Here is a 25,045-nt window from a genome sequence, read left to right as displayed (position 1 = left end):
GAACGCAGCATGTTGACCCGCAGCCCCGCATCAAGGCAAGATATGGTAGGCGCGAGCCAGTTACAGGCTTATCCACAAAACATACAATTTGCGCCATCGCCCTGCGCCCCCTAAAGGGGACAGGGGAAAAATCGGGTGAGAATATGAACGAAATCACGTCACTGAACGCGAATGATCTTGCTGTGCAGGCTCCGGAGACGATGCCACATTCCATCGAGGCCGAACAACAGTTGTTGGGGGCCATCCTTACCAACAACGACATCTATGACCGCATAGCCTCCATCATAGGACCGAAACACTTCTATGACCCTGTGCATGCCCGCATTTTCGACATCGCCGCCCAGCGAATCGCGAAAAACAACCTTGCCTCGCCGGTGACACTCAAGGCGTTTATGGAAGACGACGAAGGTCTCAAGGAACTTGGTGGCCCCGCTTATCTGGCCCGTCTTGCTGGCGCTGCGATCTCTGCCTTTGCAGCACGCGACTATGCACAGATGATCTACGATTTGGCAGTGCGCCGTGACCTGATCCAACTCGGGCGGGACATCTCTGCCAAGGCCGCAAATGTCGACGTGGCTTCCGAACCCCGCGAACAGATTGTCGAGGCGGAACAGCATCTTTACAAACTTGCAGAGCAAGGCCAGACCGAAAGCGGATTTCAAAGCTTTCTCAAGGCAGTAACAGACGCCGTTAATGTAGCGAATGCCGCATATCAGCGCGATGGCGGCCTGTCCGGTGTTTCCACCGGTCTGCTTGACATGGACGCGAAACTCGGGGGGTTGCACCGCTCTGACTTGCTGATCCTGGCCGGTCGCCCCTCCATGGGCAAGACCTCGCTTGCGACCAATATCGCCTTTAACGTCGCCAAGGCCTATAAACGCGGACAACTGCCAGACGGATCCGAAGGCGCAGTCGACGGCGGCGTCGTGGGGTTTTATTCATTGGAAATGAGCGCCGAACAACTCGCTGCGCGGATCCTTTCCGAAGCCGCTGAAATCCCTTCACAACAGATCCGCTCGGGCGACATGTCCGAAACCGAATTTCGACGTTTCGTCGATGCCGCCAAAGCGCTTGAAGCCTGCCCGCTGTATATCGACGACACTCCCGCCTTGCCGATCAGCCAGCTTGCCGCCCGTGCCCGTCGCCTGAAACGGACCCATGGCCTGGACGTGTTGATCGTGGACTATCTGCAACTGGTGCGCGGTACCGGTAAAACCGAAAACCGGGTCAATGAAATTTCGGAAATCACCATGGGTCTCAAGGCCATTGCCAAGGAACTCGATATTCCGGTGATCGCCCTGTCGCAATTGTCGCGACAAGTGGAAAACCGCGAAGACAAGCGCCCTCAACTCAGTGACCTTCGTGAATCAGGCTCAATCGAACAGGATGCGGATGTGGTCATGTTCGTCTTCCGCGAAGAATATTACAAAGAACGCGAAAAGCCCGGTGATCACGATCTGGAAGCCATGGCCCGCTGGCAGGAAGAGATGGAACGCCTGCATGGCAAGGCCGAAGTCGTCATCGGCAAACAGCGTCATGGCCCCATTGGCACTGTTGAATTGAGCTTTGAAGGTCGCTTTACCCGCTTTGGCAACCTTGTGAAGCCATGGCAGCAAGGTGGGGGCAACGATCAGGAATTCTGATGCATTGCCATGAAAGATCACCGTTGAAGTGCCACGTCCCGCTGATGGTTTGACCGCTCTGCGATCAGCGAGGATTGGCGCGCCCTGTATTTCAAGGTCAGCTGGGCCAGTAACAAGCGTTCAAATGCGCCTGCCACGTCTTGTACAGTGATAAAGGGCCCGCCGCCGCTGTGAAGGCGGCAAAACGGGCCCAATCAACCATTGCAACAACATGTTAGATTTTGGAACCTAGGGCGTTTTCACCTCGAAACGCAGACCCTTTGCCGTTCCTTGGGCAAAACCTTTCCAATAACTGTGATCCTCTTTCTCCGTGCCGTCTTCGTTCATCGACCAGACGCCATCATTCGAATTCTCTACCAGTTGCAGATAAGCGTTCTTGTCCGTATCACCTTTCAATTCCCGGTCCAGCCACGCGGTCACAAAATGCTGCGCAATATTGTTCATCCGTGTCGTATCCCAGACCGGATCGGTATAGTGACTTGAGATGTCAAAACCTTTATCCGCGTTGAAATAATAGCTTTCTGCCGGCGCCGGTATCGGGGCAGCGGCGTTATGGCCGCCATTTTCAAATGTCAGCAAAGCATGGGGCAGAGCCGAGGCATTCTCCCAGATCGCACGCACGCCTTTTTCATAAAGCGACACATCGTCCAGGGACCCGGCGATGAACATCATGGGTATCTTGATACCTGCCAGACCAGCAGCATCCCAAAATCCTGTGTTCATGCCCCAGGGACCTATGGCTATCGCGGTCTTGATCCGGGCGTCAGGAAGCGCGTTATGGGTGTCACTGCCGGATTGGTGGATGGCCAATGTGTCGTGTGGCCCTCCCCAGGGATAGGCAACCGAGGCTTCGGTGACACCACCGCCCGCGGTAATCACCGCCCCGTATCCCCCCATCGAATAACCGATCAAGCCGGTATTGTCAGCGTCATAAAGCCCCGCGAAATCGCCACCTTCGGCAGCCATCCGCGCCATTTCCTCCAGCACAAAGACTTGATCCAGCGAACGGTTGACCAATGTTGACCCAAAGGCCGCCTGGGTGCGGTAGGTGCTGTCAGTATGATCAATCGAGGCCACGACATACCCTTTGGACGCGATGTTTTCTGCCAGATGGGACAGCAGAAAGCGGTTGCCGGGATACCCGTGACTGATCAGGATCAACGGATAGCCTGCGGGTGCCGCAGGCGCAGCATCGCGCACCGCACGGCCTTGCAAGGTCACCTCGGTGGTACCATCACGCAGATAGACCTTTAGTCCGGTCTCTCCCGCCGCCCCTTGCGCCGCAGGATACCACATTTCAACAGTCAGCGGACGGTCATAAGTCGGCAGGGTCGCTGGCTTGTCCGCAGCGGGATCGATTGCCAGTATATTGACTTGGCGCGGGTTGACCAAATCCAATTGCCGCACACCGACAGGCAAATCACCATAGGCTGCGAGCGCCGGTGCATCGGGACGTTGCCTGTCGATTCGATTTTCGGCAAATGCCGGTGCCGTCGCGAGCGCAAGCGCAACAGGTGCCGCCGCAAGGGTTGTTTTCAACATGTCATCCTCCTCTTTCCCGCCCAGCTTAGGGCGGCAGCGGGGCGGCACAAGCGGTCATTCTATGACGTTACATCACTGCCCCCACGGGCAGCGACAGCGATCTCTGCCGCGCTCAGCCCGTATTTGGACGCAAATCTCTGACGCGCTGCGACAAGTCGTGGATCATCCGGACGCATGCCAAGGGTGCGGATGAATGTCTGGCGCTGCTGCTGCTTGAGGGTTTCCTTGTCTATTTCGGTTCCCATGGCACGATCGATGATCTCTCCGCCGGGGCTGACATGGAACCATTTGCTGAAATCCCGGAAATGATGCTGGTTGTGCAGGCGCGTGACCCGACGTGATACGGCGGATTTGGGCAGCGTGAGATGGGCGGTCATGTGGAACCATTCATACACCAGAAACATTGCCACGCCGCCCGCCGGAACAATTGCCAGCGCGATCCAGAATGGCTGTGCCGCCCCAAAGACCCAGGCGACGGCCCAGACCAGCGCAAAATTCCCCGCCAGCATCGGCAAGGCCACCCAGATCGGCACAAAGAACAACGCATGGTTGGTGGGAAAGTCGTGATGCCCGTAATGCGCCTGATAAAGCAGATCAAATGCCCACTGCCGGCGCGGTGGCGAAAGATGAAAAACATGGCGGTGCAAATTGTATTCATTCAACAATTGCGCGGCTACACCAAGCGGCACCAACAACCAGGCCCACCAAGGACCAAAGAGCGCGAGTGCCCCAAATGAGCCGGCGCATATCACCGCCATAATGACCACACAGCGATGCTGCGCCAGAATGCGTAACCGTGTCATCTCTCCCGGTTCCCCCTGCTTGTTCCTGTGATACAACTTGAGTAACCTAAGCCAAGAATTTGTGATCCGCAAAGCGGATGTAAAACGCCCTCTCATTGAACGACAAGCACCGGATCTGCACATCATGAGCACCGCCACCCTCACCATCGACCTGCCTGCCATCGCAGCCAACTGGGAGACGCTGGATCGGCTGACTTCCTGTGAAACCGCTGCTGTGGTCAAAGCGGATGCCTATGGTCTGGGTGTCGCCAAGGTTGGCCCCGCCCTGGCCAGGGCGGGCGCGCGCCTGTTCTTTGTCGCTGCTGCCGAAGAAGGCATTCAACTGCGGCGTGCCCTGGGACACGGCCCAGCGATCTGCGTATTCACCGGTCATATGCCTGGAGATGCGGACATCATCCGCGCCGCCGACCTTACCCCGATGGTGAACTCGGTCGATCAATTGTTGATCCATGTTGAGGCCCTGCCCGGACATCCCTTTGGCATCCAGTTCGATACCGGGATGAACCGTCTGGGGATGGAACCTGCGGAATGGTCTGCGGTGCATGACATCGCGATTGCACAAAAACCGGAACTGCTCATCTCGCATCTGGCCTGCGCCGATGAACCCGATCATCTGGCAAACCAGATGCAACTGGACTGTTTTGTCGACATGACTGAAGGTCTCGATATTCCACGGTCACTGGCAGCGACCGGCGGTATTTTTCTGGGCGAGAAATACCATTTTGACCTGACACGCCCCGGCGTTGGACTTTACGGGGGGTTACCCTTTGTCGATGCCAGGCCTGTCGTGACCCTGGATGTTCCCGTGATTCAGGTCCGCGATGTGGCGGCCGGCGAAAGCGTCGGCTACGGTGCTGCCTATGTTGCGAAATCCGAAACCCGTGTCGCAACCGTTGCAGCGGGCTATGCCGACGGGGTGATCCGCGCCATGGGTGCCAAGGCGACCTTCACTCATGAAGGCAGGAAACTGCCCGTCATCGGCCGGGTGTCGATGGATGCGATCACTGTGGATGTCAGCAGCCTGGCCAAGGTGCCCGAACATCTTCAACTGATCGGATTGCACCAATCGGTGGACACAGTGGCGGAGTTTGCAGGCACCATCGGTTATGAAATCCTTACCTCGCTGGGCGCACGCTATGATCGGGTGTATCTGAGGTGACCCGTACCAACCGGGCTTTGGCCCTGATGAACCTCGGCCTCCTGGTCCTGTATCCGATTGCATGGTGGGCACCGCTGATGCGCGCGGGCCTGCTCCCCCTGTTCTCGCTCAGCGAAATTTCGATGTTGACCGGCCTGCAATCGCTTTGGGCCTCGGACATTTTTCTGGCGCTTGTTGTCTCGCTTTTCGCGCTGTTTGCGCCTTACCTCAAAACCATCGGGCTGGCGCTGGTGCATTTCGATCTTCTCAAACCCGTTGCGCTGCCTGCCCTGCAAGTTCTGGGCAAACTGGCGATGGCTGATATCTTCTTGATCGCACTCTATATTACCCTGTCCAAAGGCATCGGTCTGGGCCGGATCGAAGTTGCTTGGGGGCTGTATCTGTTCACTGCATGCATCCTTGCCTCTCTCTGGATCAGCTGGAAAACAGAACAATCCTTGAAACCGACCGCAATTGATCACGGGTAGGAAACAACTTTCAGACAAACTGTGGTATTTGTAGCAAACCTTCCCGATTTACGACGTGTTTTTGACTTTTTTCATGCATTTTTCCGGCTTTCGGCATAAACTTGCCGATAGATACTTCCGGGGGGAATGTCTTTGTCTACTGTTCGCGCGCTTGCGTATTTTATCCAGTATATCATGCAGCGTTTCGCGCTGATCGTTTTTGTGTTTGCTGCCTTATCGCTTTTCGGGGCCACTGTCATGGCGGCCTTGGGTTTCTGGGCATGGATTGATCTCACCCTGAACTACCAAGGAAAGCCCATTGAAAACGCTGGCATGTATGTGCAGATCGGCCTGACCATTCTTGCTGTGGGCCTGTGTTTTTTCCTGCCCTCTAACCGCCGCATCATGACATTGGAAAATTCGCATCGCAGGTTTTCCATCGGAATGGAGGACGTCGCCCGCGCCTATGCGGCTGTCCACGCCGCGGATCGGGCCGAAACCTTTCGGCTAAGCTCTGAATTCGATGCCGTGCGCGAAAGACTTGCCTACTTGCGTGACCACCCCGACCTCAGCACGCTTGAACCCTCCCTACTGGAAGTCGCCGCCCAAATGAGCCACCTCAGCCGCGAACTGGCCGAGGTCTATTCAGACGAAAAACTCGCCCGTGCACGCAATTTCCTGAAAGAACGCCAACAAGAGATCGCCTTGTTCAACGGGCGTCTGGATCAGGCCAAGGCAATTACAAACGATCTCAAGCATTGGGTGCATGAGGTAGAACTGGAAGAAAGCGTTGCCGTTGCACAACTTGAACGCCTGCGTGCGGAAATGCAGGAAATATTGCCGGAACTGGGCTTGGAAAGCCGGATAAAAAACAACCAGACCGCGCTCGACAATACCATTGTGGATTTGCAACCCAAGGCCGCGGAATAACCCCAGACGGCAAACCTGCGAAATCGTCACCGGATGGGCGCAACCGAAACCGCGCAATTTTCCCCCGCTTTCCCTTTGACGGCCCGCTCAGTCTCGGCCACAACACGTTCCATGGCAAAACCCGTCAAGACATTCTCCTGTACCGCCTGTGGTGCCAGTTTCAACAAATGGTCCGGACGTTGTGACGGCTGTGGCGACTGGAACACCATTCAGGAAGATAAAGGTATTTCAACCGGCCCACCCAGCAAGTCACTTGGTGCGCGCCGCGGCTCTGCCATGCATCTTAGCGATCTTTCCACCGAAGAAGCCCCGCCGCCGCGCAGCCAGTCTGGTATCGGAGAACTCGACCGCGTCCTGGGCGGGGGGCTTGTCGCAGCATCCGCCATCCTGGTCGGCGGTGACCCCGGTATCGGCAAATCGACACTGCTGCTGCAAGCCGCAGCCCATTTTGCCAATGCAGGGCTGAAGACCATCTATGTCAGCGGCGAAGAGGCCTCTGCACAGGTGCGCATGCGCGCCCAGCGCCTCGGGCTGTCGGATGCTCCCGTCAAACTCGCCGCTGAAACCAACCTGCGCGACATCCTCACCACGCTGGATAAAGAACGCCCACGGCTTGCCATTATTGATTCGATCCAGACCATGTGGGCCGACAATGTCGAATCTGCCCCAGGGTCCGTCAGTCAGGTCCGCGCCGCAAGCCACGAACTCACCGCCTTTGCCAAACGTACCGGTACCAGCGTCATCCTTGTCGGCCATGTCACCAAGGAAGGTGCGATTGCCGGTCCACGCGTTGTCGAACATATGGTCGATACCGTGCTTTATTTCGAAGGCGAACGCGGCCATCAATTCCGCATCTTGCGTTCTGTCAAAAACCGCTTTGGCCCCGCCGATGAAATTGGCGTATTCGAAATGACCGGTCGTGGCCTGTGCGAAGTCACCAACCCCTCCGCGCTGTTCCTTTCCGAACGCGGTGAACCCGCCGCGGGATCAGTTGTCTTTGCCGGGATCGAAGGCACGCGCCCGCTGCTGGTTGAAATCCAGGCGCTTGTTGCGCCCTCGCCCCATGCACAGGCCCGCCGAACGGTTGTCGGCTGGGACGGAGGGCGGCTGGCGATGATCCTTGCCGTATTGGAAGCCCGCTGTGGCATCCCCTTTGCCGGCCTTGATGTTTATCTCAACGTCGCAGGCGGCATGAAAATATCCGAACCTGCCGCTGATCTGGCCGTTGCCGCCGCATTGCTGAGCGCCCGCGAGGACGTCGCCCTTCCAGCGGAAACTGTTGTATTTGGGGAAATAAGCCTTTCCGGTGCCCTGCGCCCTGCCTCCCAGACCGAAAACAGGTTGAAAGAGGCGCAAAAACTTGGTTTTACCAGCGCTATCGCTCCTGCTGGTGGAAAAGCGGCAGCGGCAACCGGCATTTCGCTGAACACGATGAGCGATCTCACCGGATTTGTGGGTGAAATTTTCGGCGCAGGTTAGCGCGCACAAAGGCAAAGGGCAGTACTGATGGAAGGCTTTACAATTATTGATGGTGTGGTGGCGCTGGTCATCATTCTGTCAGCGCTCTTGGCTTATGGCCGCGGCCTTGTTCGTGAACTCATGGCAATTGTCGGATGGATCGCGGCAGCGATCCTCGCCTTTCTGTTCGCCCCGCGCGTCGAACCTTTGGTTCGTGAGATTCCGGTCATTGGCGATTTCCTTGCGGACAGCTGCGAACTGTCGATCATCGGTGCCTTTGCCATCGTCTTTGCCATTGCACTGATTGTTGTCTCTCTCTTTACTCCCTTGTTTTCGTCACTGGTACAACGTTCCGTCTTTGGCGGCCTTGATCAAGGTCTTGGATTTATCTTTGGCGTGGCACGCGGCATCCTGCTCGTTGCGATTGCCTTCTTTGTCTATAAAACAGTGATCACAAGCCAGCAGTTCACCATCGTCGACGAAAGCCGCTCGGCGGTTGTGTTTTCCCGCTTCACTGGCCAGATCGAGGATCAGAACCCCGAAGCCGCGCTTGGCTGGATCACGTCACGCTACGAAGCACTTGTGGGCGCTTGCGGCGAATAGGTCAGGACCGATCGACCAGGCGTGTTGAACCACCCGTTTGTTCATTTGCATTTTGAGCAAGGGCACCAATTGATCAGCCACGGTTGCGCGCGACAGATCTTGCCGCGGTTTGAACCTTCTGGCTTTTCGAGCACCTGAACAGGCGACAATGATTTTCTGCACCCATCGTTTGCAGCCCCGTTGCCAAATGATCCTGCCAATCATCGCCCGAGACCACTTTGCGCAGATGAAACCCGGTCAATCGCAACATCGACCTAAACAATCACGCAAAGATCACCTGCTTCGGGGTGACACTGCGCTTTAATACTCCTAAACATGGCCCGACCTCAACCGGAGTCGGAGCTGCCCCGTGCCCATGAACACCTCCAAAATCATGCCTCCCGCACATCCCTTTGACACTTCCTATCTGCGCGAATCGGACCATGACGATAAACTCAAGGAAGAATGCGGCGTCTTCGGCGTGATTGGCGTGGCCGATGCGTCCAATTTTGTCGCCCTCGGGCTGCATGCCCTGCAACATCGCGGACAGGAAGCCGGTGGCATCGTCAGCCATGATCCGAAAGTGGGATTCCAGTCCGCCCGACGCTTTGGCTATGTCCGCGACAATTTCACCTCGCAAAAGATCATGGAAACCCTGCCCGGTGAAATCGCCATCGGTCATGTCCGCTACTCCACCTCCGGCACCAAAGGCCCGACGGCGATCCGTGATGTACAGCCTTTTTTTGGCGAATTCGCCATGGGCGGCGCTGCAATTGCCCATAACGGCAACATCACCAATGCCAATTCCCTGCGCCGCGAGTTGATTGAACGTGGCTCCATTTTCCAGTCTTCGTCGGACAGTGAATGCATCATCCACCTGATGGCACGTTCCTTGCAGCGCAATATCCCCGAGCGGATGGAAGACGCCCTGCGCCGGGTTGAAGGTGCCTTTTCAATCGTCGCCATGACCCGCACCAAACTGATTGGTGTGCGCGATCCGTTGGGAGTGCGACCGCTGGTACTGGGCAAACTCGGCGATGGCTGGGCGTTGAGTTCCGAAACCTGCGCACTCGACATCATTGGTGCGGAATTCGTCCGCGAAATCGAACCGGGCGAAATGGTGGTGATTACGCCCAAGGGTATCGAGTCCCACTTTCCTTTCCGCCGTCAGGAACCACGTTTCTGCATTTTTGAACACGTTTACTTCAGCCGTCCTGACAGCATCCTCGGTGGCCGTTCTGTCTATGAAACCCGCGAGGCGATTGGCCGGGAACTGGCCAAGGAAAGCCCGGTCGAAGCCGATCTTGTCTGCCCTGTACCCGATTCGGGAACGCCTGCTGCTATTGGATACAGTCTGCAATCCGGTATTCCTTATGCCATGGGCATCATCCGCAATCAGTACATGGGGCGTACCTTCATCGAACCGACAGAGCAGATCCGTAACATGGGTGTACGCCTGAAACTCAACGTCAACCGGGCGCTGATCAAGGGCAAGCGGGTGATTCTGGTCGACGACAGCGTGGTGCGCGGCACCACCAGCCGCAAGATCAAGGAAATGATCCTCGATGCCGGTGCCAGCGAAGTTCACTTCCGCATCGCGTCACCGCCAACGGCCTGGCCTTGCTTTTATGGTGTGGACACACCTCAGCGCGACAAATTGCTCGCGGCGACGATGTCCGAAGAGGAAATGCGCGAACATTTGAATGTCGACAGCCTCAAGTTCATTTCCCTTGACGGGCTTTACCGCGCCGTCGGCGAAGCCAAGGGGCGCAATGCCAAATGTCCGCAATATTGTGACGCCTGTTTCTCAGGAGAATATCCGGTAATCCCCTCTGATCAGATGGATCAGGGGTTTGAAATGAAACCAGCCGCCGAATAGCCCTGTTGCCGGAAATTGGCAGCAGTCTGAGCTAGAAGGATGTCATGGACACCACACATGCCCCAGCCTCGCTGCTTTCAACATTTCGCCAATGGTCAGCCCCGGCACAAAATGCCGCCTGGGCTTGCCGGGCCATTTTCCAAACCATTGCGCAAGAAAACAACCTTGGGCCGTTAGCGGAGTCCCTGAAATGGGGACAACCCGCCTGGCGTCCGCAAAAGCCTCGTACCGGCAGCACCTTGCGCCTGCATTGGATTCCTGCCGATCCAGACCAGCTTGCCTTGTTTGTCGATTGCAAGACCGATCTGGCCGAACGCATGCGTGAACTTTATCCGGACCTCCCGGCCAATGACGGCCGCCGCCGGCTGGTCCTGTCGCTCAATGAGGATCTGCCGGAACAGGCCCTCGCGCATCTGGCGCAAATGACCTTCACCTATCATCTGCCCAAGCGCGATTCACTTAACGTCGGCTGAAGTTGGCCGATGCCTACCCCCCCGCCTTTCTGCGCTGCAGCATAACTGATACTTGCCCGCTCGGAACTCCTCTCAATGGTGCGAAAGAGCCGGACATGATCCTCAAAGACACTCAAGAACCAACATCGCAACATGTGGCCGACCTTGCCACCCAACGCGTCAAGCTGCCCGCGCTGGCCCTGATCGGTGTGTTTGGCAATGAAACAAATCCCGCGGCACTGATCCGCGGGCACAACGGCGAAATCCAACGGATCAATGTTGGCGATACGGTCGCGGGCAGTTTGGTCGCCGCGATTGACATCGACCGCGTGATCCTCGCCAAGGGCGCACAAACCAAGATACTAGGCTTGCCGGACACTTGACCCGCCCGCCGCAAGCAGGCACATCGCATTCATGACAAAAACAGCTCTCATCACCGGCGCGTCACGCGGCCTGGGTGCCGCCCTCGCCGAAGCGCTTGCGCCCACCTACCACATCATCGCCGTCGCGCGCACCACCGGTGCGCTCGAAGAACTTGACGATCGCATACAGGCCAAAGGCGGTGCTGCCACACTTGCCCCCATGGACATCACCAACGCCGATGCGATGGCAGTGCTTTGCCGGGGCATTCATGACCGCTGGGGCAACCTTGACCTGTGGATGCATTGCGCCATCCACGCACCGCCACTGGCCCCGGCCGATCATATCGATGCCAAGGACATGGCAAAATCGGTCTCCGGCAACATCACCGCGACCTCAACGCTGATTACTTATGTTGCGCCGCTGCTTGGGTCATCCGGCACCGCAGTCTTTTTTGACGATCCTCGCCAGAACCAAAAGTTCTTTGGCGCATATGCCGCGACCAAGGCCGCGCAAATCGCCCTTGCCCGCGCCTGGGCTGCCGAAACGGCCAATATCGGCCCCGATGTTCGCATCTTGACGCCCGAACCGATGCCCACAGCGACACGTGCCCGTTTCTTTCCCGGAGAAGACCGTGCCCCCCTGAGCGACACAGGGGTTCAGGCGGCTGAGGTATTGGCGCAACTTTAGCCGGTTCACGCCACGCCCGCGCTTGCCGCATCCTCGCCCCTCACCTATCAAGGCAAAAAGGGGCGACACATGCGCATTCTCATCACAAATGACGACGGGATCACGGCACCGGGACTTGAGGTGCTGCATCGGATCGCCACAAAACTGGCTGGCAAAAACGGTGAAGTCTGGACTGTGGCGCCTGCCTTTGAACAATCTGGTGTTGGCCATTGTATCAATTATGTCCACCCCACGATGATGACCCAACTGGACGAACGGCGTTTTGCAGCCGAAGGATCACCCGCCGATTGCGTGCTGGTCGCAGTGCATGACGTGATGAAAGACTGCCCCCCCGACCTGGTCCTTTCCGGGGTCAACCGCGGCAATAACTCTGCCGAAAACACCCTGTATTCCGGCACGATTGGCGGCGCAATGGAAGCAGCCTTGCAAGGCTATCCCGCCATCGCCCTGTCGCAATATTTTGGTCCCGGCAACAGTGGCCTTGCCGATCCGTTTGAGGCATCGGCCAAACATGGCGCAGCAGTCCTGCGCCGTATTTTACGCAATACGCCTGACGAAGATGTTGACTACCCGCTGTTTTACAACGTGAATTTCCCTCCCGTCGCCGCGGCTCAGGTCAAGGGCACCCGACTTGCCACGCAAGGACGCCGACCAGGCGTTGTATTCGGAACAGAACCCCATTTGGCACCATCGGGCCGCCGTTTTTCATGGATCAAAGGCGGTGATCAACAGGTCAAGACCGCCCCCGGATCTGATGCAGCGGTCAATCTGGAAGGCTATGTTTCCGTCACGCCAATGCGCGCGGACCTGACCGCATATGACATGATGGACAGCCTTGCAGGCATCTCCACATGACCGATGAAGCCGCTTCAACCGCGGAACGCAAGATGCAGTTCTTGTATGCGCTGCGCTCAAAGGGAGTGACAGACAAACGCGTGCTTGAAGCGATGGAAAGCGTTGATCGCGGCCCCTTTATCACTGGTCTGTTTTCCGAACGCGCCTATGAGGACATGCCTTTGCCCATCGCATGCGGCCAGACCATCAGCCAGCCCTCTGTGGTGGGGTTGATGACACAGGCGCTGGAAATCACGCCGCGGGACAAGGTGCTGGAAATCGGCACTGGCTCGGGCTATCAGGCCGCGATCCTCTCGAAACTGGCACGGCGGGTCTATACCATCGACCGCCATCGCCGTCTGGTGCATGAAGCCCGTACGATTTTCCAGAACCTCGATCTGGTCAATATCACCGCCATCACCGGCGACGGCAGTTACGGACTGGCCGAACAGGCCCCCTTTGACCGTATCATCGTGACCGCCGCCGCCGAAGATCCGCCCGGACCACTGCTTGCACAACTCAAGGAAGGCGGCATCATGGTTCTGCCAGTCGGCCAATCTGACGCGGTACAGCACCTGATACGCGTGCGTAAAACCGCCACCGGTCTGGAATATGACGAAATGCGTTCTGTCCGCTTTGTTCCCCTTCTCGAGGGCTTGGGCAAAGATGGATAATAGGTTACTATGAGGAAAACCCCCGGATACATGGGGGATCGCGTGAAATGAGGACAAGCAGATGAGAAATTCCACCCCAGGCTTCACCAGCCCGATTTCCCGCATGCGGACTGGTGTGCTCCTCCTGACAAGTGCTGCGCTTTTGACCGCCTGTGGTGATCAACCGCTTGATTTCGATCTGCGCGGACTGGGCGGCGGGTTCAGCACCGCAGAAGCCGCGACCGGCCCATTGGCCAGCCGCCCGCGTCCCGATGACCGTGGCGTGATCTCATATCCTAATTATCAAGTGGCGATCGCGCGTCGCGGCGATACTCTGGCTGATGTGGCCAAACGCGTTGGGGTGGACGCCGCATCCCTTGCCCGATTCAATGGCATTGCGCCCGACGTTCCCCTGCGCAAGGACGAGGTGATCGCCCTCTCCGGCCGCGTTGCCGAACCTTCTCCTGCTACGGGCGCCGCTGCCAGCGGCCCAATCCAGCCTGTAGACATCAATGCACTTGCTGGTGGCGCGATCGATCGCGCCCCTGAAACACCGGGTGTCCAAACCGCCGCCCTGCCCCCAGCCAATACCGCAACGGCCCCCCGACAAACCGGTCAAGAACCTGTGCGCCACAAGGTTGAACGCGGCGAAACCGCCTATACCGTGGCGCGGCTTTATTCCGTCCCGGTCAAGGCATTGGCCGAATGGAACGGCCTTGGCGCGGATTTCAAGGTCCGCGAAGGCCAGTTCCTGCTGATCCCCGTTGCCAAGCAAAATCCACCCGCACGCAAGCCCGCTCTTGACGAGGCCACTGCCCCCGGTGCTGGCAGTCCGACGCCAACGCCCCCCTCGGCGGCCAAGCCCTTGCCAAATGATGACACCGCAAAACCTGTGGCCAAAGCCGAAGAACCCACCGAACCGGTAGCAGATGTCGGCAAGACCACCAAACCGGCCAAAGCCGCCAAGATGGTCACACCCGTTAAGGGCAGCATCATCCGCGCCTATGCCAAGGGACGCAACGAAGGCATCAACATCAAAGCCGCCGCAGGTGCCCCGGTGAAAGCCGCCGACAGCGGCACCGTAGCCGCAATCACCAAAAGCGCCGAAGGTGTGCCTATTGTCGTTGTTCGCCACGCTGGCAACCTGTTGACCGTCTATGCCAATGTAGCGGATGTGAGCGTTTCCAAAGGCGACACCGTCGGACGCGGCCAGCAAATCGCCAAACTGCGCAGCGGAGATGACGCCTATGTGCACTTCGAAGTCCGCCAGGGGTTCGACAGCGTCGATCCAGCGCCCTTCCTGAACTGACACCTGCCTTCACTACCTGGAGTTCGGTTTTTAGATAATTTTCCTCTAAAACATCACAAGTTTGCCTCAAACGGCGCGGAAACGCCCCGTTTCCGCCCTGTTGCAAGAATAGAAACAATCCAACGCATTTGAGGCGATTGGATTGAAAAATGCCCGAACATTTCGGCTACACCAATACAATATACGGCACACAGAGCACCGTGAACGGGGCGGCGCATAATTATGCCCTTTCCCCACCAACCAGCGGAACATGGCGCTATTCCGGGCCGGACACCTATTTTGTTGTCGATGAAAACACCGGAGCCAGCGTTTTCAACGGCGATCCCACCAACGAAGTCGTCAGCACAAACGAACGTATCGGCGGCAGATGGCAGCAAACCACAGAGATCGGCGGCATCGACCGCCAGATAATCTATGACTATACCTTCACGGTCAGCGACGGCACCACGACATGGCGTGTGACGGCTATCGACGTTGATTTGAACAACGACAACGATTTAGACGATGCAGGCGAAGACGGTTATTTCCTGATTTTTCCCGATGGCATGCCTCCCGCTGATACCAACCTCTCCATCGGCGGCATCGTCGACAACGAAGACTTCATTCCCCATGCCGACCTCGGCGGCAGCGTTGTCTGCTTTGCCCATGGCACTTTGATTACAACGACGGAGCGGTCGGTTCCTGTTGAGGATCTTGCGATCGGCGATCTGGTTGAAACACGCGATGGTGGCCACCGACCCATCGCTTGGATCGGCAAAACGACAGTACGTGCCGAGGGTGATCTGGCACCGATTGTCATCACCAAAGGCACCTTGGGCAACTCCCGTGATCTGGTGGTCTCTCCGCAGCATGCAATACTATTGGACGACTGGCGCGCCGAATTGTTTTTCGGCCAGGAAGAAGTGTTGGTTCGGGCTGTAGACTTGCTGCGCCACGACGGGGTTTACCGCAAGACCGGCGGGGTGGTCACCTATTACCACATCCTGTTTGACGCGCATCATCTGGTCTGTTCCGAAGGAATCTGGAGCGAAAGCCTCTTTCCCGGTGAAATGACATTGCAAACCGTCAACGAAGCCGCCCGCGCCGAAATCTTCGAGTTGTTTCCCGATCTCAGTACCTATGGACCGAAAGCGGCACCTTGCCTGCGCAGCTACGAAGCAAGCTGTCTTTACGCAGCCTAGTCCAGCCTTACGCCCTTGCGCCCGGCCAGATCGACAAAGTACTGCCAGGCCACACGCCCGGACCGCGCACCACGTGTCGCCTGCCATTCAATCGCCTCGGCATAGAGTTCATCACCGTCGATCTTGACGCCATAGGCGGTGCAATAGCCCCGGATCATCTGCAAATACTGATCCTGGTCACAGGGGTGAAACCCGAGCCAAAGACCGAACCGATCTGACAGGGATACCTTTTCCTCGACCGCCTCACTCGGGTTGATGGCGGTGCCGCGTTCGTTCTCAATCATGTCCCGCGCCATCAAATGCCGCCGGTTCGAAGTGGCATAAAGCACCACGTTCTCCGGCCGCCCTTCGATGCCACCGTCCAGGACCGCCTTGAGCGATTTGTAATGTGCATCATCATGACCAAAGCTTAGATCGTCGCAAAACAGGATAAACCGTTGCGGTGCCCCACGCAGGAAATTCAGCAAGCGCGCGACAGAGGGCAGATCCTCGCGCTGCAACTCGACGATACGCAATGCCTCATGTGTTGCATGAACTTCAGCATGTATTGCTTTGACAAGACTGGATTTACCCATCCCCCTTGCGCCCCAGAGCAGCGCATTATTCGCCGGCAGACCCGCCGCGAATTGGCGCGTGTTCTGCAACAGGGTATCGCGCGACCGGTCCACCCCGACAAGCAAGCCCAGATCAATGCGGCTTATCTGTGCCACAGGCTCCAGCCGGTCAGGCTCTGTGTGCCAGACAAAGGCCGAAGCCGCTTCGAAGTCAGGCGCAGGCGCCGGAGCGGGTGCCATCCGCTCCAAGGCCATGGCGATCCGGTCCATCGGGTCATCAATCATCGGCACTGACGGTTCCTCACTTCAGATCATCATCGGGATCAAAATCACCTGCATCGTCTTCGTCCTCGTCGTAGTACCCTTCGGCCCGCAACTTGGCCTCACGTGTCTTTTCAACCCGTTTCACCAACTGGATCGACATCTCGTATAGACCGTAAACAACAACGAACAGGATCACTTGCGTGATTACATCCGGCGGCGTGACCAAGGCAGCCAGCACCAAAATCGCGACGACTGCGTATTTACGTACATTGCCTAGCCCCTCAGCAGAAACCAGTCCCGCCTTGCCCATCAAGGTCAACAAGACCGGTAATTGAAAACACAGCCCAAAGGCCACGATGAATTTGATTGTCAGGCTCAGATATTCCTGGGCAGATCCCTGAAAGGCAATCGCAGCAACGCCCCCCGCCACGGCCTCGGAGCCTTCCCCGGTCAATGATCCCTGTTGGAACCCAAGAAAGAAATCAAAGGCAAGTGGCGTCACAACATAGAATGCGAAGGATGCCCCGATAAAAAACATAATCGGTGATGCGATGAGAAAGGGCAGAAACGCGCCTTTCTCATTCTTGTACAGGCCGGGAGCCACAAAGCGCCACAATTGATAGCTGATGTAGGGAAACCCCAGGATCAGACCCCCTAAAAGCGAAATCGAAATCGCAACAAAAAAGCCTTCTTGCAGCTTGATCAGGATCAATCCGCAATCCTCCTGCCCACGCTCTGCCATTGCCGAACACAGGGGATTGGTCAGAAAGTTAAAGATCGGGTTCCAAACTGTGAAACAGATGATCATCCCGATGATGAACGCGATCACCGAATGAATCAGCCGCGTGCGCAACTCTGCCAGATGCTCGATCAGCGGCGCTGCGCTGTCGTCAATTTCGTCTGTCGCACTCATGGTTTACTCTTTTTTGACAGGGGCTTTTTTGGCCGGCGCTTTCTTGGCAGCGGGTTTCTTGGCGGCGGGTTTCTTGGCTGTGGTTTTTTTCGGCGCTGCCTTCTTTGGTGCCGGCTTTTTCACCGCTGCGGTTTTTGTGGCTGCCGGTGTTGTTTCCGCTTCCAGTGCATCAGCCGCTTTCAATGCTTCCGCTGCTTCCTGCGCTTTGCGCTCGGCAGCCTTGCGCGCGGTTGCCACCTGGATTTTCTTGACATCCTCGGCTCGCTTTGCCGCCAGTTTTCCGGTCTCGCTTTCGGGGTCGATGTCCGCAAGCGACTTCGCCGCTGATTTCACCCCATCCAGCGCAGAACCCACCGGATTGGTCGCGGCCTTCAACGACTTGTTCAGCGATGAGGACATCTCGCGCATACCGGTCTCATCGGCTGCATTGTTCATGGCCGACGAAAACTCGCGTGCCATCCCCTTGGCCTTGCCAACAAATTGCCCCACCCTGCGAAACAGGATCGGCAAATCCTTTGGGCCAACGACAATCAGGGCAACAACACCAATGACCAACAGCTCGGTCCAGCCGAGATCGAACATCGCTTAAACCTTATCTTTGGTCGTGTCGCTGGAATCTACGATTTCGCTGTCAACCACTTCGGCGTCATTCTCCAGCTCTTTTTCGCCTTCGGAAATGCCGCGCTTGAAGCTGGTAATCCCCTTGCCGACTTCGCCCATCAGACCGGAAATCTTGCCCCGTCCAAACAGAACCAGGACAACAACCGCGATCAGCAGGATTCCCGGCAAACCAATATTATTCAACATCTCACTACTCCTTTTTCAGCGCATACATCCGTATCACAGCTTTTCTTTCCGTTCAGTCCCGTTCTAAGGCGGCCACCAGCCAAGGCAATGTGTCAAATCACTTCACCGATGAAAACCTGATCAAAGCTCCTTGAAAATCTGGGCTTGCCCGACACAACTGACAGGTTTACGTCAGTAGGATGGCCCGCAAAGACCGCCTTTTCGAATTGATCCAACTTATGCGTGACGGCGATTTGCACCGCGCAGAAGACATTGCCGACGCGCTCGGCGTGACAACGCGCACAATCTATCGCGATATGGAGCATCTGGTTGCCTCCGGTGTCCCGATCCGGGGCACACGTGGCGCAGGGTATCGTATCACGCCTGAAATCAACCTACCGCCACTCTCCCTGACCGAACCCGAATTCGAAGCACTCAACCTTGGCCTCGCGATTGTTGCTCAGGCCGCGGATGAGACACTGAAAACCGCCGCGAAAACGCTGGCCGACAAAGTCGACGCTGTGTTGCCTGCCCAAACCATTGCCAAAGCCGAGGCCTGGAACACCGCGGTGACGCCCTTTGCCAGCCCAACGCGCAATCTTACACATATGCCGCTGCTACGCTCTGCCATCAAAGCCCGCCAGAAGATCCGTCTGACCTATACCTTTGCCGATGGTACCGTCACCAGCGACACGATCCGCCCTCTGCATATGGAATATTGGGGGCGCGTCTGGACGCTCACTGCCTGGTGCGAAGGCCAAAATGATTTCCGCGTTTTCCGTCTTGACCTGATTGAAAGCACCGAAGCCCTGGCCGATCTGTTTGTCGATGAACCCGGCAAGACTCTGGCCGATTACGCCCCCTAGGAAGTCAGTTTCCAGCCGCCTTGCAACGGCAAAAACGCCTCGACCGAGGCCTGGGCAATCACGATCGTTTCATCGCCCGCCGACACGTTTAATCCACCGTGAACAGCCCGCACTTCGGCCTTACCACGTGGCAACCGGGCCGCCAGTTCTTCCAGATCCAGCTTGTCGGGTTCCTGTACTCCGATCGTCACTTGAACGCGCATTTCTTCGGGGCTGACACCTGTCACTGCGAACAACGGCAGCGACGAATGGCGCAAGGCATCCTCAATCGCGCGTCCTGCGGCCTTGGTGTAATCCATCCCATGTAGGTCATTGCCCATGCCCATTTCGATGATCACGCGATGCATTTTGCGGCGTTCATCCATCCGACCGCTCCATCTCAAAGCCCACGCATAATGCGACAGTGGCCATCACCGTCGGTTGGCCCGTCCCTTCCTGGCCCACAGGGCGCGGCACATCCAGTCCACCCCTGGACACTTTAACCGTCACCTTACCATAAGGAAAAACCGCTTTCAGAACCTCGACATCCACCGCCTCGGGCTCTTGCACTCCAACCTCCAGCCTGATCTGCATGTCCGCTTTGTCAAAACCGAAAAGCTCTGCCAGATTGATCGAGTTATGCCACAGGGCATCGCGCACCGCACGTTCCGCCGCCTGGGTGTAATCCCCGCGCCGCAAGGACGATCCCATGCCAAATTCCACCAGTAAAGTCTCAGTCATTGCCCGCCCTCTTCTCGACCGGAAACACAAAACACCTATCCCGCGGGATGGTCAGCCACATCACGGCCCCTACCTGCGGCAAAAACACATTCGGCACCGTCGCGCGCACCACGGACCCGTCATAGTCCATCACAAATTCAATCAGGCTTTCGGACCCCATGAAGCGCGCCCGCGATACCGCGGCGCGTGCCGGTGTGCCATCTTTGGCAGTCGGATTCGGTCCCTTGCCTGCGCGGTCAAAATCAATTCGCACATGCTGCGGGCGAAACACGATCTGCACATCTGTCCCGTCCGCCACACCGGGGGCCAGAAACCTGCCAAAGGCGGTCTGCGCAAGCGCGCCTTCCACCGTGGCCTCAACCACATTCGCATCCGAGAAAAAGGCCACCGCCGCCCGATCGAGCGGGCGGGTATAAACATTGTAAGGTGCCCCCTGTTGCACGATCCTGCCATCGCGCATCAGCGCGATTTCATCAGCCATCCGCATCGCCTCATCCGGTTCATGGGTGACCAGCAGGACCGCCGTGTCCTCTTCTTTCAGGATGCTCAGGGTTTCATCCCTGATCCCGTCCCGCAACCGGTTGTCCAGCCCTGAAAAAGGTTCGTCCATCAACATGATGCGGGGCTTGGGGGCCAGCGCACGCGCGAGCGCCACGCGTTGCTGTTCCCCTCCCGACAATTGATGCGGATACCCATCGATAAAACGCAACAAGTCAACCCGCGCCAAAAGTTCTTCAATCCGCGCTCGCTTGTCCGCCTTTGATCCGCGCAACCCGAAGCCCACATTGTCGGCCACGGACAAATGTGGAAACAACGCAAAATCCTGAAACATCAGGCCAATCTCGCGCTGTTCGGGTGGTATACGGAACACTGTGTCGCAGACCAGCTTGCCATCGACATGGATCGAGCCGCTGTCCTGCATTTCGACACCGGCGATCATCCGCAGGGTTGTGGACTTCCCGCAGCCCGAAGGCCCCAACAAGCAAGTGACCTGCCCGGGCATGATTTTCAAAGACACATCGTCAACCACAACCCGCCCCGCAAAACTGCGGCGCAGGTTTTTGATCTCAAGCCGTGGCACAGGCGCTGTCTCAATGGTTTGCATATATACCCGAAAAATTGCTCTGAACGGAGCTATCAGCCCCTATCCACCCCTGCAAGACATCACGCGGTCAGTTCAAACTCCGCCCGCGCAACATCGCGCCCGTTGACCTGCAAAACCACTTCATGCGCACCGGGATAGAGTTTGAAAGTGCTCGCATCTCCTTTGAGAGGATGGTTTTTCGCCAGTTTTAACGGCACTCCCGCCTTGATCTGTCCTACCTTCAGCTTGAACACCTTTTCAGCCTTCTTGCCGCCGGGTCGGGCAAAGATCATGCGGTAATCCGCCAGCACCGGCAGGTCTTGGGCGCATTGCAACACACATGAGACTGCAAGCTTTTCCCCCATCGCATAACTGGCCGCCCCCAAATCCAAGGTCGCATCAACAGCCACGTCAGGACGATAGCCCAACATCGTCAACGCCCCGCCATGCCCTTGTTTGACCAAGGTACGCAGGCCATGACGTGTCATCCACGCCATCTCCTTGCCGGTCTGCCGGCCGGTTTCAGCCCAGTCGGCCAGACGTGCGCACACCAGATCCGGCTGTTTCTTGGCAATGTCGTTCAGATGGTTCGCAACAGAGCGCGTGACATAGCGTGTGCCATCACTGTACAGAAGATCCAACAGCGGCAAGGTCTGATCACTGGTCAGGCGCACGGCCTTGGCCCAGGGCAGTCTGGGTCGTGTGCCCTCGCTGACCAACCTGCGCACATGATAATTGCCGTCCGTCGCCCAGACCGACAACCGCGCCAGTGTCTCCTCGGGCCAGCGGTTCAGAAATGGACGAATGTAATACTCCATCGAGAACCGTTGCGTCGCCTGATAGAGCAGATCCAACGCCCGCTCGCGGTGGTCTTCCAACCCGTGACGCACCGCCAAAATCCCTGGCAAAGCATGGATGAAATGACCAAAGTCATCGTCGCTCAAGGCAGGATCAAGTGGCGCAGGCATTGCCGCCTCCAGTTGCGCCGCCATGGTTGGGAAATCGGCGGCCAACTGCCCTTCCAGACAGTCCGCCATCCATTCCAAACGCGCCAGCAACTCGCGTGTGCCAAAGCCGGACAAGGCCTCGACCTGAAACCTGTCGCCGTCAAATCCGGGCAGGCCAGCGGCAAATTCATCCGCCAGTTGTGCCAGGGTTTCGGCATTAAACAGATGATCCTTAAGCGAAAATTTTTCTTCCGATACCATAGTCATTACATCGTGATATTGGTGGCACCACCATCCAGCAACAGGTTTTGTCCCACGATGAACCCGGCATGGGTCGAACACAGGAACGCGCAAGCCGCGCCAAATTCATCCCGCGTACCATAGCGTCCCGCAGGGATTGTTGCGGCCCGCTGTGCACGCGCCTCTTCCAGCGTGACGCCCTGCGCCTTGACGACACCGCCATCCAGCGCATCCGCCCGGTCCGTGGCATGAATCCCCGGCAACAGGTTGTTGATCGTCACTCCCTTGCCCGCCACCTGTCGCGAGGTCCCTGCCACATATCCCGTCAATCCGGTTCGTGCAGAATTACTAAGGCCCAGCACGCCAATCGGCGCGCGCACTGACTGCGAGGTGATGTTCACCACACGCCCCCAGCCGCGATCCATCATCGCAGGCACCAGCGCCTTGATCAAAGCGATTGGCGCTAACATATTGGCATCCAACGCTTTGATAAAATCCTCACGATCCCAATCGGACCACATTCCCGGAGGCGGCCCGCCTGCGTTGTTCACCAGAATGTCCACGCCCTCAGCCGCCGCAATCACCAGGGCCTGCCCCTCTGGCGTGGCCACATCCGCCGCCACTGTCGTGATCGCAACACCGTATTCCTGTCGCAGCCGCTCTGCCGAGGCCTGCAACGCCTCGGCCCCGCGTGCATTCATCACCAGATCAACACCCGCCTGGGCCAATGCCTCTGCACAGCCAAGCCCAAGTCCCTTTGACGATGCACAAACCAGCGCCTTTTTACCCTTGATCCCCAAATCCATATTACGATTCCTCCCTTGGTTATCTCAGACCTACCACGATCAACAGCAACTGCCAGCAAAACACCCTGAGCTTGACCCAACGGTGTCACAATCCTACTCTACTGCCTTGCCAAACCCTTTATCTCAAGGATCAAAATGGCCCGCTCCAGACCCGCCCCCGCGCAAAACTTGCCTGTCTACCGCGCCCAGGAATTTGTCGCCTCGGATGGTGCCAACATGGGCGATGCCCTGTCCTTTGCCTCCGAGCTGGTTCTTGATGACGTTTATGAATTGCCCTACAGGATCGAGGCACAGCGCCTGTCGATCCTGCCGGGCAACAACGGCCGGTTTCGTGTCGCGACAGATACCCAGCTGGGCACGCCCGGCGCGACCTTGATCCTTGATAGCGCCCTCAGCTTCATGTCCAATGATGGCGGAATGCACGACGTGCTGCTGCTTGTCGAAATCGATAACGAAGGCAGCGTGACCGAGATCTATATCCTGCCGCTGACAACCCTGGCAGGCCATGTGGAATATCGGCTTGTTGGCATCGACACCGAAAACGCACACAAGAAATTCGCACAGGTCGCCTGCGTTTCCTTCACCCGTGGGACCCATATTACCATGTCCTCTGGCGAACAACGCAAGATCGAGCACCTTAAGGTCGGCGACCGAATCCTGACGCGGGATGACGGCGTTCAAACCATCCGCTGGATCAGCCAATCGACCGCCCGTGCCGTCGGTGACTTCGCCCCGATCAAGATCAACGCAGGCACGCTCAACAACGACCATGACCTGATCGTCAGCCCCGATCACCGCCTGTTCATCTATCAACGCAGTGACGAAGTCGGCGTAGGGCGCGCCGAACTACTGGTTAAAGCCCGCCATCTGGTCAACGGCATGACCGTGACAGTCATGGATGGCGGCTTTGTCGACTATTTCCAATTGTTGTTCGACAGCCACCAGATCATCTATGCCGAAGGTATCGCTGCCGAAACCATGCTGATCGACACCCGAACAAAGTCGGTCCTGCCGCTGGAGCTGTCAGAGGCACTGGGCGAGGTCATCCCCGGCCACTCCGACCTGCCCCATGCGGGACTGGACGTGAACGAGGCACTTTTGAACCGCCCGGATGCGGCAGAGTTGTTGCGCAAGGCATCGACGCGGTGATCGGCCATCTCCTCTGCGCGATTTCCCTGATCCTGACGTCTTTCGCAGCCATGGCAGATGTCAGCGGGAATCAGGATCGCCGCTTTCAAAATGCAAAGAGCGCTTGGTTGTAGGGCCAAGACAACCTCGGCACACTCCGTCAATGCGCAGCCCTCGCCGGAAGTGGCACTCTCGCCGCGCAACTCGCCTTGGGCCTCAGGCACATCAGGTCGCAGACCTACCTTCACGCCGTCACCGGCCTCGACAACAAAGAACGCTGCAGATTGATGCAGCAAAAACGATGGGCATTTTGGCCAGAGCTGGCTCAAGGCGATTGCATCACAACATCCCCTTGCGGCCCTGCTCTCGCAAGACGACATCGAAGATTACCCGGCCTATGCGACTGCCTTGGCGGATGCGGTCCAGTTTGAGATGGCATATGGTGCTGCGAATATGCCGTTGAATACGGATAATGACGACGTAACGACCATGCGCCACCTGTCTCACCCCAAGGTGCTCCCACTCACAAAGACATCCATTTATGCCTACGCAAGAAGGATGGAAAACACGCTGCGCCGGGTTGATCGGGTGTACGATCCCGAGGGGATGCAATCGCGTGCTGGCCACGCAACTTGGTAAGCGCATTGGCCTCGACGACCTTTCCGCAAATCACATTGCCGTCCGGATGCGCGGTGCCGCTCTGCTGCTGCATCCTGATCTGGCGTCTATTGCCAGTATTTTGAAAGGGCTCTGGCCGTAGGACACTGCCTATCACATGGGTGTCCTCTATCGTATGGAGGGCGACATCAAGCTTCG

At 57.4% G+C, this 25,045-nt stretch carries 28 protein-coding genes; 17 read left to right on the top strand and 11 right to left on the bottom strand.

Annotation, left to right across the window (positions count from 1 at the left end):
* Positions 1–143 precede the first annotated feature (143 nt).
* Positions 144–1,643, top strand: coding sequence for a replicative DNA helicase (locus OS190_RS07805; RefSeq protein ID WP_267158093.1), 1,500 nt, complete (start codon positions 144–146; stop codon positions 1,641–1,643).
* Positions 1,644–1,871: 228 nt separating this feature from the next.
* On the opposite strand, the gene OS190_RS07800 is transcribed toward OS190_RS07805, so the two are convergent.
* Both OS190_RS07800 and OS190_RS07795 read right to left on the bottom strand, forming a co-directional pair.
* Entirely contained in the window at positions 1,872–3,185 is a 1,314-nt protein-coding gene (locus tag OS190_RS07800; protein WP_267158092.1) for an alpha/beta hydrolase family protein, read from the bottom strand.
* A gap of 59 nt (positions 3,186–3,244) precedes the next feature.
* Positions 3,245–3,988, bottom strand: coding sequence for a sterol desaturase family protein (locus OS190_RS07795; RefSeq protein ID WP_267158091.1), 744 nt, complete (start codon positions 3,986–3,988; stop codon positions 3,245–3,247).
* Between the two features lie 124 nt (positions 3,989–4,112).
* On the opposite strand from OS190_RS07795, the gene alr reads away from it, so the two are divergent.
* The 13 genes from alr (at position 4,113) to OS190_RS07730 (ending at position 15,921) form a co-directional block, all read left to right on the top strand.
* Entirely contained in the window at positions 4,113–5,147 is a 1,035-nt protein-coding gene (gene alr / locus OS190_RS07790) for an alanine racemase (protein ID WP_267158090.1), read from the top strand.
* Positions 5,148–5,173: 26 nt separating this feature from the next.
* Complete coding sequence (locus tag OS190_RS07785) at positions 5,174–5,614, top strand: paraquat-inducible protein A (protein ID WP_267158327.1); 441 nt, start codon at positions 5,174–5,176, stop codon at positions 5,612–5,614.
* A gap of 126 nt (positions 5,615–5,740) precedes the next feature.
* Entirely contained in the window at positions 5,741–6,523 is a 783-nt protein-coding gene (locus OS190_RS07780; protein ID WP_416237377.1) for a DNA repair protein, read from the top strand.
* A gap of 111 nt (positions 6,524–6,634) precedes the next feature.
* Positions 6,635–8,002, top strand: coding sequence for a DNA repair protein RadA (gene radA / locus OS190_RS07775; RefSeq protein WP_267158088.1), 1,368 nt, complete (start codon positions 6,635–6,637; stop codon positions 8,000–8,002).
* A 27-nt stretch (positions 8,003–8,029) separates the two neighbouring features.
* Positions 8,030–8,584: a CvpA family protein gene (locus tag OS190_RS07770; RefSeq protein ID WP_267158087.1), complete on the top strand. Its 555-nt coding sequence runs from the start codon at positions 8,030–8,032 to the stop codon at positions 8,582–8,584.
* A 373-nt stretch (positions 8,585–8,957) separates the two neighbouring features.
* Complete coding sequence (gene purF, locus OS190_RS07765) at positions 8,958–10,442, top strand: amidophosphoribosyltransferase (protein ID WP_267158326.1); 1,485 nt, start codon at positions 8,958–8,960, stop codon at positions 10,440–10,442.
* 44 nt (positions 10,443–10,486) lie between these two features.
* Entirely contained in the window at positions 10,487–10,915 is a 429-nt protein-coding gene (locus tag OS190_RS07760) for a hypothetical protein (RefSeq protein ID WP_267158086.1), read from the top strand.
* Between the two features lie 95 nt (positions 10,916–11,010).
* Positions 11,011–11,277 carry a pilus assembly protein PilZ gene (locus tag OS190_RS07755; RefSeq protein WP_267158085.1) on the top strand — a complete coding sequence of 89 codons (267 nt, stop codon included), beginning with the start codon at positions 11,011–11,013 and terminating at the stop codon, positions 11,275–11,277.
* A gap of 31 nt (positions 11,278–11,308) precedes the next feature.
* Positions 11,309–11,944, top strand: coding sequence for an SDR family NAD(P)-dependent oxidoreductase (locus OS190_RS07750; protein ID WP_267158084.1), 636 nt, complete (start codon positions 11,309–11,311; stop codon positions 11,942–11,944).
* Positions 11,945–12,013: 69 nt separating this feature from the next.
* The gene (gene surE / locus OS190_RS07745) at positions 12,014–12,799 is read left to right on the top strand and encodes a 5'/3'-nucleotidase SurE (protein WP_267158083.1); all 786 of its coding nucleotides are present in this window, start codon (positions 12,014–12,016) and stop codon (positions 12,797–12,799) included.
* On the top strand, positions 12,796–13,452 hold the full coding sequence (locus tag OS190_RS07740) for a protein-L-isoaspartate(D-aspartate) O-methyltransferase (RefSeq protein ID WP_267158082.1): 657 nt from the start codon (positions 12,796–12,798) through the stop codon (positions 13,450–13,452). The genes surE and OS190_RS07740 overlap by 4 nt, the downstream gene beginning before the upstream one ends.
* Positions 13,453–13,513: 61 nt before the next feature.
* The gene (locus OS190_RS07735) at positions 13,514–14,740 is read left to right on the top strand and encodes a peptidoglycan DD-metalloendopeptidase family protein (RefSeq protein ID WP_267158081.1); all 1,227 of its coding nucleotides are present in this window, start codon (positions 13,514–13,516) and stop codon (positions 14,738–14,740) included.
* A 149-nt stretch (positions 14,741–14,889) separates the two neighbouring features.
* Positions 14,890–15,921, top strand: coding sequence for a Hint domain-containing protein (locus tag OS190_RS07730; protein ID WP_267158080.1), 1,032 nt, complete (start codon positions 14,890–14,892; stop codon positions 15,919–15,921).
* Here OS190_RS07730 and OS190_RS07725 read toward each other — a convergent pair.
* From OS190_RS07725 to OS190_RS07710, 4 genes are read right to left on the bottom strand one after another with little or no spacing between them, the layout of a single operon-like run.
* Entirely contained in the window at positions 15,918–16,760 is an 843-nt protein-coding gene (locus OS190_RS07725; protein ID WP_267158325.1) for an ATP-binding protein, read from the bottom strand. The genes OS190_RS07730 and OS190_RS07725 overlap by 4 nt on opposite strands.
* A gap of 16 nt (positions 16,761–16,776) precedes the next feature.
* The gene (gene tatC, locus OS190_RS07720) at positions 16,777–17,652 is read right to left on the bottom strand and encodes a twin-arginine translocase subunit TatC (RefSeq protein ID WP_267158079.1); all 876 of its coding nucleotides are present in this window, start codon (positions 17,650–17,652) and stop codon (positions 16,777–16,779) included.
* Between the two features lie 3 nt (positions 17,653–17,655).
* A complete protein-coding gene (tatB, locus tag OS190_RS07715; RefSeq protein ID WP_267158078.1) occupies positions 17,656–18,234 on the bottom strand; it encodes a Sec-independent protein translocase protein TatB in 579 nt (192 codons plus the stop codon).
* Between the two features lie 3 nt (positions 18,235–18,237).
* On the bottom strand, positions 18,238–18,459 hold the full coding sequence (locus OS190_RS07710; RefSeq protein WP_267158077.1) for a twin-arginine translocase TatA/TatE family subunit: 222 nt from the start codon (positions 18,457–18,459) through the stop codon (positions 18,238–18,240).
* Between the two features lie 179 nt (positions 18,460–18,638).
* Between OS190_RS07710 and OS190_RS07705 the strand changes: the two genes are divergently transcribed.
* Positions 18,639–19,304, top strand: coding sequence for a helix-turn-helix transcriptional regulator (locus OS190_RS07705; RefSeq protein ID WP_267158076.1), 666 nt, complete (start codon positions 18,639–18,641; stop codon positions 19,302–19,304).
* Here OS190_RS07705 and OS190_RS07700 read toward each other — a convergent pair.
* Genes OS190_RS07700 through OS190_RS07680 form a run of 5 tightly spaced genes read right to left on the bottom strand, consistent with a single transcriptional unit; the run spans position 19,301 to position 23,101 of the window.
* Positions 19,301–19,669: a Lin0512 family protein gene (locus OS190_RS07700; RefSeq protein ID WP_267158075.1), complete on the bottom strand. Its 369-nt coding sequence runs from the start codon at positions 19,667–19,669 to the stop codon at positions 19,301–19,303. The two genes, OS190_RS07705 and OS190_RS07700, sit on opposite strands and share 4 nt — an antisense overlap.
* Complete coding sequence (locus OS190_RS07695) at positions 19,662–20,024, bottom strand: Lin0512 family protein (protein ID WP_267158074.1); 363 nt, start codon at positions 20,022–20,024, stop codon at positions 19,662–19,664. Before OS190_RS07695 ends, OS190_RS07700 begins: the two co-directional genes overlap by 8 nt.
* Entirely contained in the window at positions 20,017–21,129 is a 1,113-nt protein-coding gene (locus tag OS190_RS07690; protein ID WP_267158073.1) for an ABC transporter ATP-binding protein, read from the bottom strand. The genes OS190_RS07695 and OS190_RS07690 overlap by 8 nt, the downstream gene beginning before the upstream one ends.
* Positions 21,130–21,188: 59 nt before the next feature.
* The gene (locus OS190_RS07685; protein WP_267158072.1) at positions 21,189–22,322 is read right to left on the bottom strand and encodes a YhaZ family DNA alkylation repair protein; all 1,134 of its coding nucleotides are present in this window, start codon (positions 22,320–22,322) and stop codon (positions 21,189–21,191) included.
* The gene (locus tag OS190_RS07680) at positions 22,322–23,101 is read right to left on the bottom strand and encodes an SDR family oxidoreductase (RefSeq protein ID WP_267158071.1); all 780 of its coding nucleotides are present in this window, start codon (positions 23,099–23,101) and stop codon (positions 22,322–22,324) included. The genes OS190_RS07685 and OS190_RS07680 overlap by 1 nt, the downstream gene beginning before the upstream one ends.
* 135 nt (positions 23,102–23,236) lie before the next feature.
* On the opposite strand from OS190_RS07680, the gene OS190_RS07675 reads away from it, so the two are divergent.
* Both OS190_RS07675 and OS190_RS07670 read left to right on the top strand, forming a co-directional pair.
* On the top strand, positions 23,237–24,250 hold the full coding sequence (locus OS190_RS07675; RefSeq protein WP_267158070.1) for a Hint domain-containing protein: 1,014 nt from the start codon (positions 23,237–23,239) through the stop codon (positions 24,248–24,250).
* A gap of 520 nt (positions 24,251–24,770) precedes the next feature.
* Positions 24,771–24,989, top strand: a complete 219-nt coding sequence (locus OS190_RS07670; RefSeq protein WP_267158069.1) for a hypothetical protein — start codon at positions 24,771–24,773, stop codon at positions 24,987–24,989.
* The last annotated feature ends 56 nt before the right edge of the window (positions 24,990–25,045 follow it).

Source organism: Sulfitobacter sp. F26204 (genome assembly GCF_026410305.1).
Classification (GTDB): Bacteria; Pseudomonadota; Alphaproteobacteria; order Rhodobacterales; family Rhodobacteraceae; genus Sulfitobacter.
This window is presented reverse-complemented; position numbering and strand designations above follow the sequence as displayed.

Excerpts from the sequence above, each read along its gene's own strand:
- OS190_RS07805 (WP_267158093.1), top strand. The coding sequence starts at position 144 with ATGAACGAAATCACGTCACTGAACGCGAATGATCTTGCTGTGCAGGCT.
- OS190_RS07800 (WP_267158092.1), bottom strand. The coding sequence starts at position 3,185 with ATGTTGAAAACAACCCTTGCGGCGGCACCTGTTGCGCTTGCGCTCGCG.
- OS190_RS07795 (WP_267158091.1), bottom strand. The coding sequence starts at position 3,988 with ATGACACGGTTACGCATTCTGGCGCAGCATCGCTGTGTGGTCATTATG.
- alr (WP_267158090.1), top strand. The coding sequence starts at position 4,113 with ATGAGCACCGCCACCCTCACCATCGACCTGCCTGCCATCGCAGCCAAC.
- OS190_RS07785 (WP_267158327.1), top strand. The coding sequence starts at position 5,174 with ATGAACCTCGGCCTCCTGGTCCTGTATCCGATTGCATGGTGGGCACCG.
- OS190_RS07780 (WP_416237377.1), top strand. The coding sequence starts at position 5,741 with ATGTCTTTGTCTACTGTTCGCGCGCTTGCGTATTTTATCCAGTATATC.
- radA (WP_267158088.1), top strand. The coding sequence starts at position 6,635 with ATGGCAAAACCCGTCAAGACATTCTCCTGTACCGCCTGTGGTGCCAGT.
- OS190_RS07770 (WP_267158087.1), top strand. The coding sequence starts at position 8,030 with ATGGAAGGCTTTACAATTATTGATGGTGTGGTGGCGCTGGTCATCATT.
- purF (WP_267158326.1), top strand. The coding sequence starts at position 8,958 with ATGCCTCCCGCACATCCCTTTGACACTTCCTATCTGCGCGAATCGGAC.
- OS190_RS07760 (WP_267158086.1), top strand. The coding sequence starts at position 10,487 with ATGGACACCACACATGCCCCAGCCTCGCTGCTTTCAACATTTCGCCAA.
- OS190_RS07755 (WP_267158085.1), top strand. The coding sequence starts at position 11,011 with ATGATCCTCAAAGACACTCAAGAACCAACATCGCAACATGTGGCCGAC.
- OS190_RS07750 (WP_267158084.1), top strand. The coding sequence starts at position 11,309 with ATGACAAAAACAGCTCTCATCACCGGCGCGTCACGCGGCCTGGGTGCC.
- surE (WP_267158083.1), top strand. The coding sequence starts at position 12,014 with ATGCGCATTCTCATCACAAATGACGACGGGATCACGGCACCGGGACTT.
- OS190_RS07740 (WP_267158082.1), top strand. The coding sequence starts at position 12,796 with ATGACCGATGAAGCCGCTTCAACCGCGGAACGCAAGATGCAGTTCTTG.
- OS190_RS07735 (WP_267158081.1), top strand. The coding sequence starts at position 13,514 with ATGAGAAATTCCACCCCAGGCTTCACCAGCCCGATTTCCCGCATGCGG.
- OS190_RS07730 (WP_267158080.1), top strand. The coding sequence starts at position 14,890 with ATGCCCGAACATTTCGGCTACACCAATACAATATACGGCACACAGAGC.
- OS190_RS07725 (WP_267158325.1), bottom strand. The coding sequence starts at position 16,760 with ATGATTGATGACCCGATGGACCGGATCGCCATGGCCTTGGAGCGGATG.
- tatC (WP_267158079.1), bottom strand. The coding sequence starts at position 17,652 with ATGAGTGCGACAGACGAAATTGACGACAGCGCAGCGCCGCTGATCGAG.
- tatB (WP_267158078.1), bottom strand. The coding sequence starts at position 18,234 with ATGTTCGATCTCGGCTGGACCGAGCTGTTGGTCATTGGTGTTGTTGCC.
- OS190_RS07710 (WP_267158077.1), bottom strand. The coding sequence starts at position 18,459 with ATGTTGAATAATATTGGTTTGCCGGGAATCCTGCTGATCGCGGTTGTT.
- OS190_RS07705 (WP_267158076.1), top strand. The coding sequence starts at position 18,639 with ATGGCCCGCAAAGACCGCCTTTTCGAATTGATCCAACTTATGCGTGAC.
- OS190_RS07700 (WP_267158075.1), bottom strand. The coding sequence starts at position 19,669 with ATGGATGAACGCCGCAAAATGCATCGCGTGATCATCGAAATGGGCATG.
- OS190_RS07695 (WP_267158074.1), bottom strand. The coding sequence starts at position 20,024 with ATGACTGAGACTTTACTGGTGGAATTTGGCATGGGATCGTCCTTGCGG.
- OS190_RS07690 (WP_267158073.1), bottom strand. The coding sequence starts at position 21,129 with ATGCAAACCATTGAGACAGCGCCTGTGCCACGGCTTGAGATCAAAAAC.
- OS190_RS07685 (WP_267158072.1), bottom strand. The coding sequence starts at position 22,322 with ATGACTATGGTATCGGAAGAAAAATTTTCGCTTAAGGATCATCTGTTT.
- OS190_RS07680 (WP_267158071.1), bottom strand. The coding sequence starts at position 23,101 with ATGGATTTGGGGATCAAGGGTAAAAAGGCGCTGGTTTGTGCATCGTCA.
- OS190_RS07675 (WP_267158070.1), top strand. The coding sequence starts at position 23,237 with ATGGCCCGCTCCAGACCCGCCCCCGCGCAAAACTTGCCTGTCTACCGC.
- OS190_RS07670 (WP_267158069.1), top strand. The coding sequence starts at position 24,771 with ATGCCTACGCAAGAAGGATGGAAAACACGCTGCGCCGGGTTGATCGGG.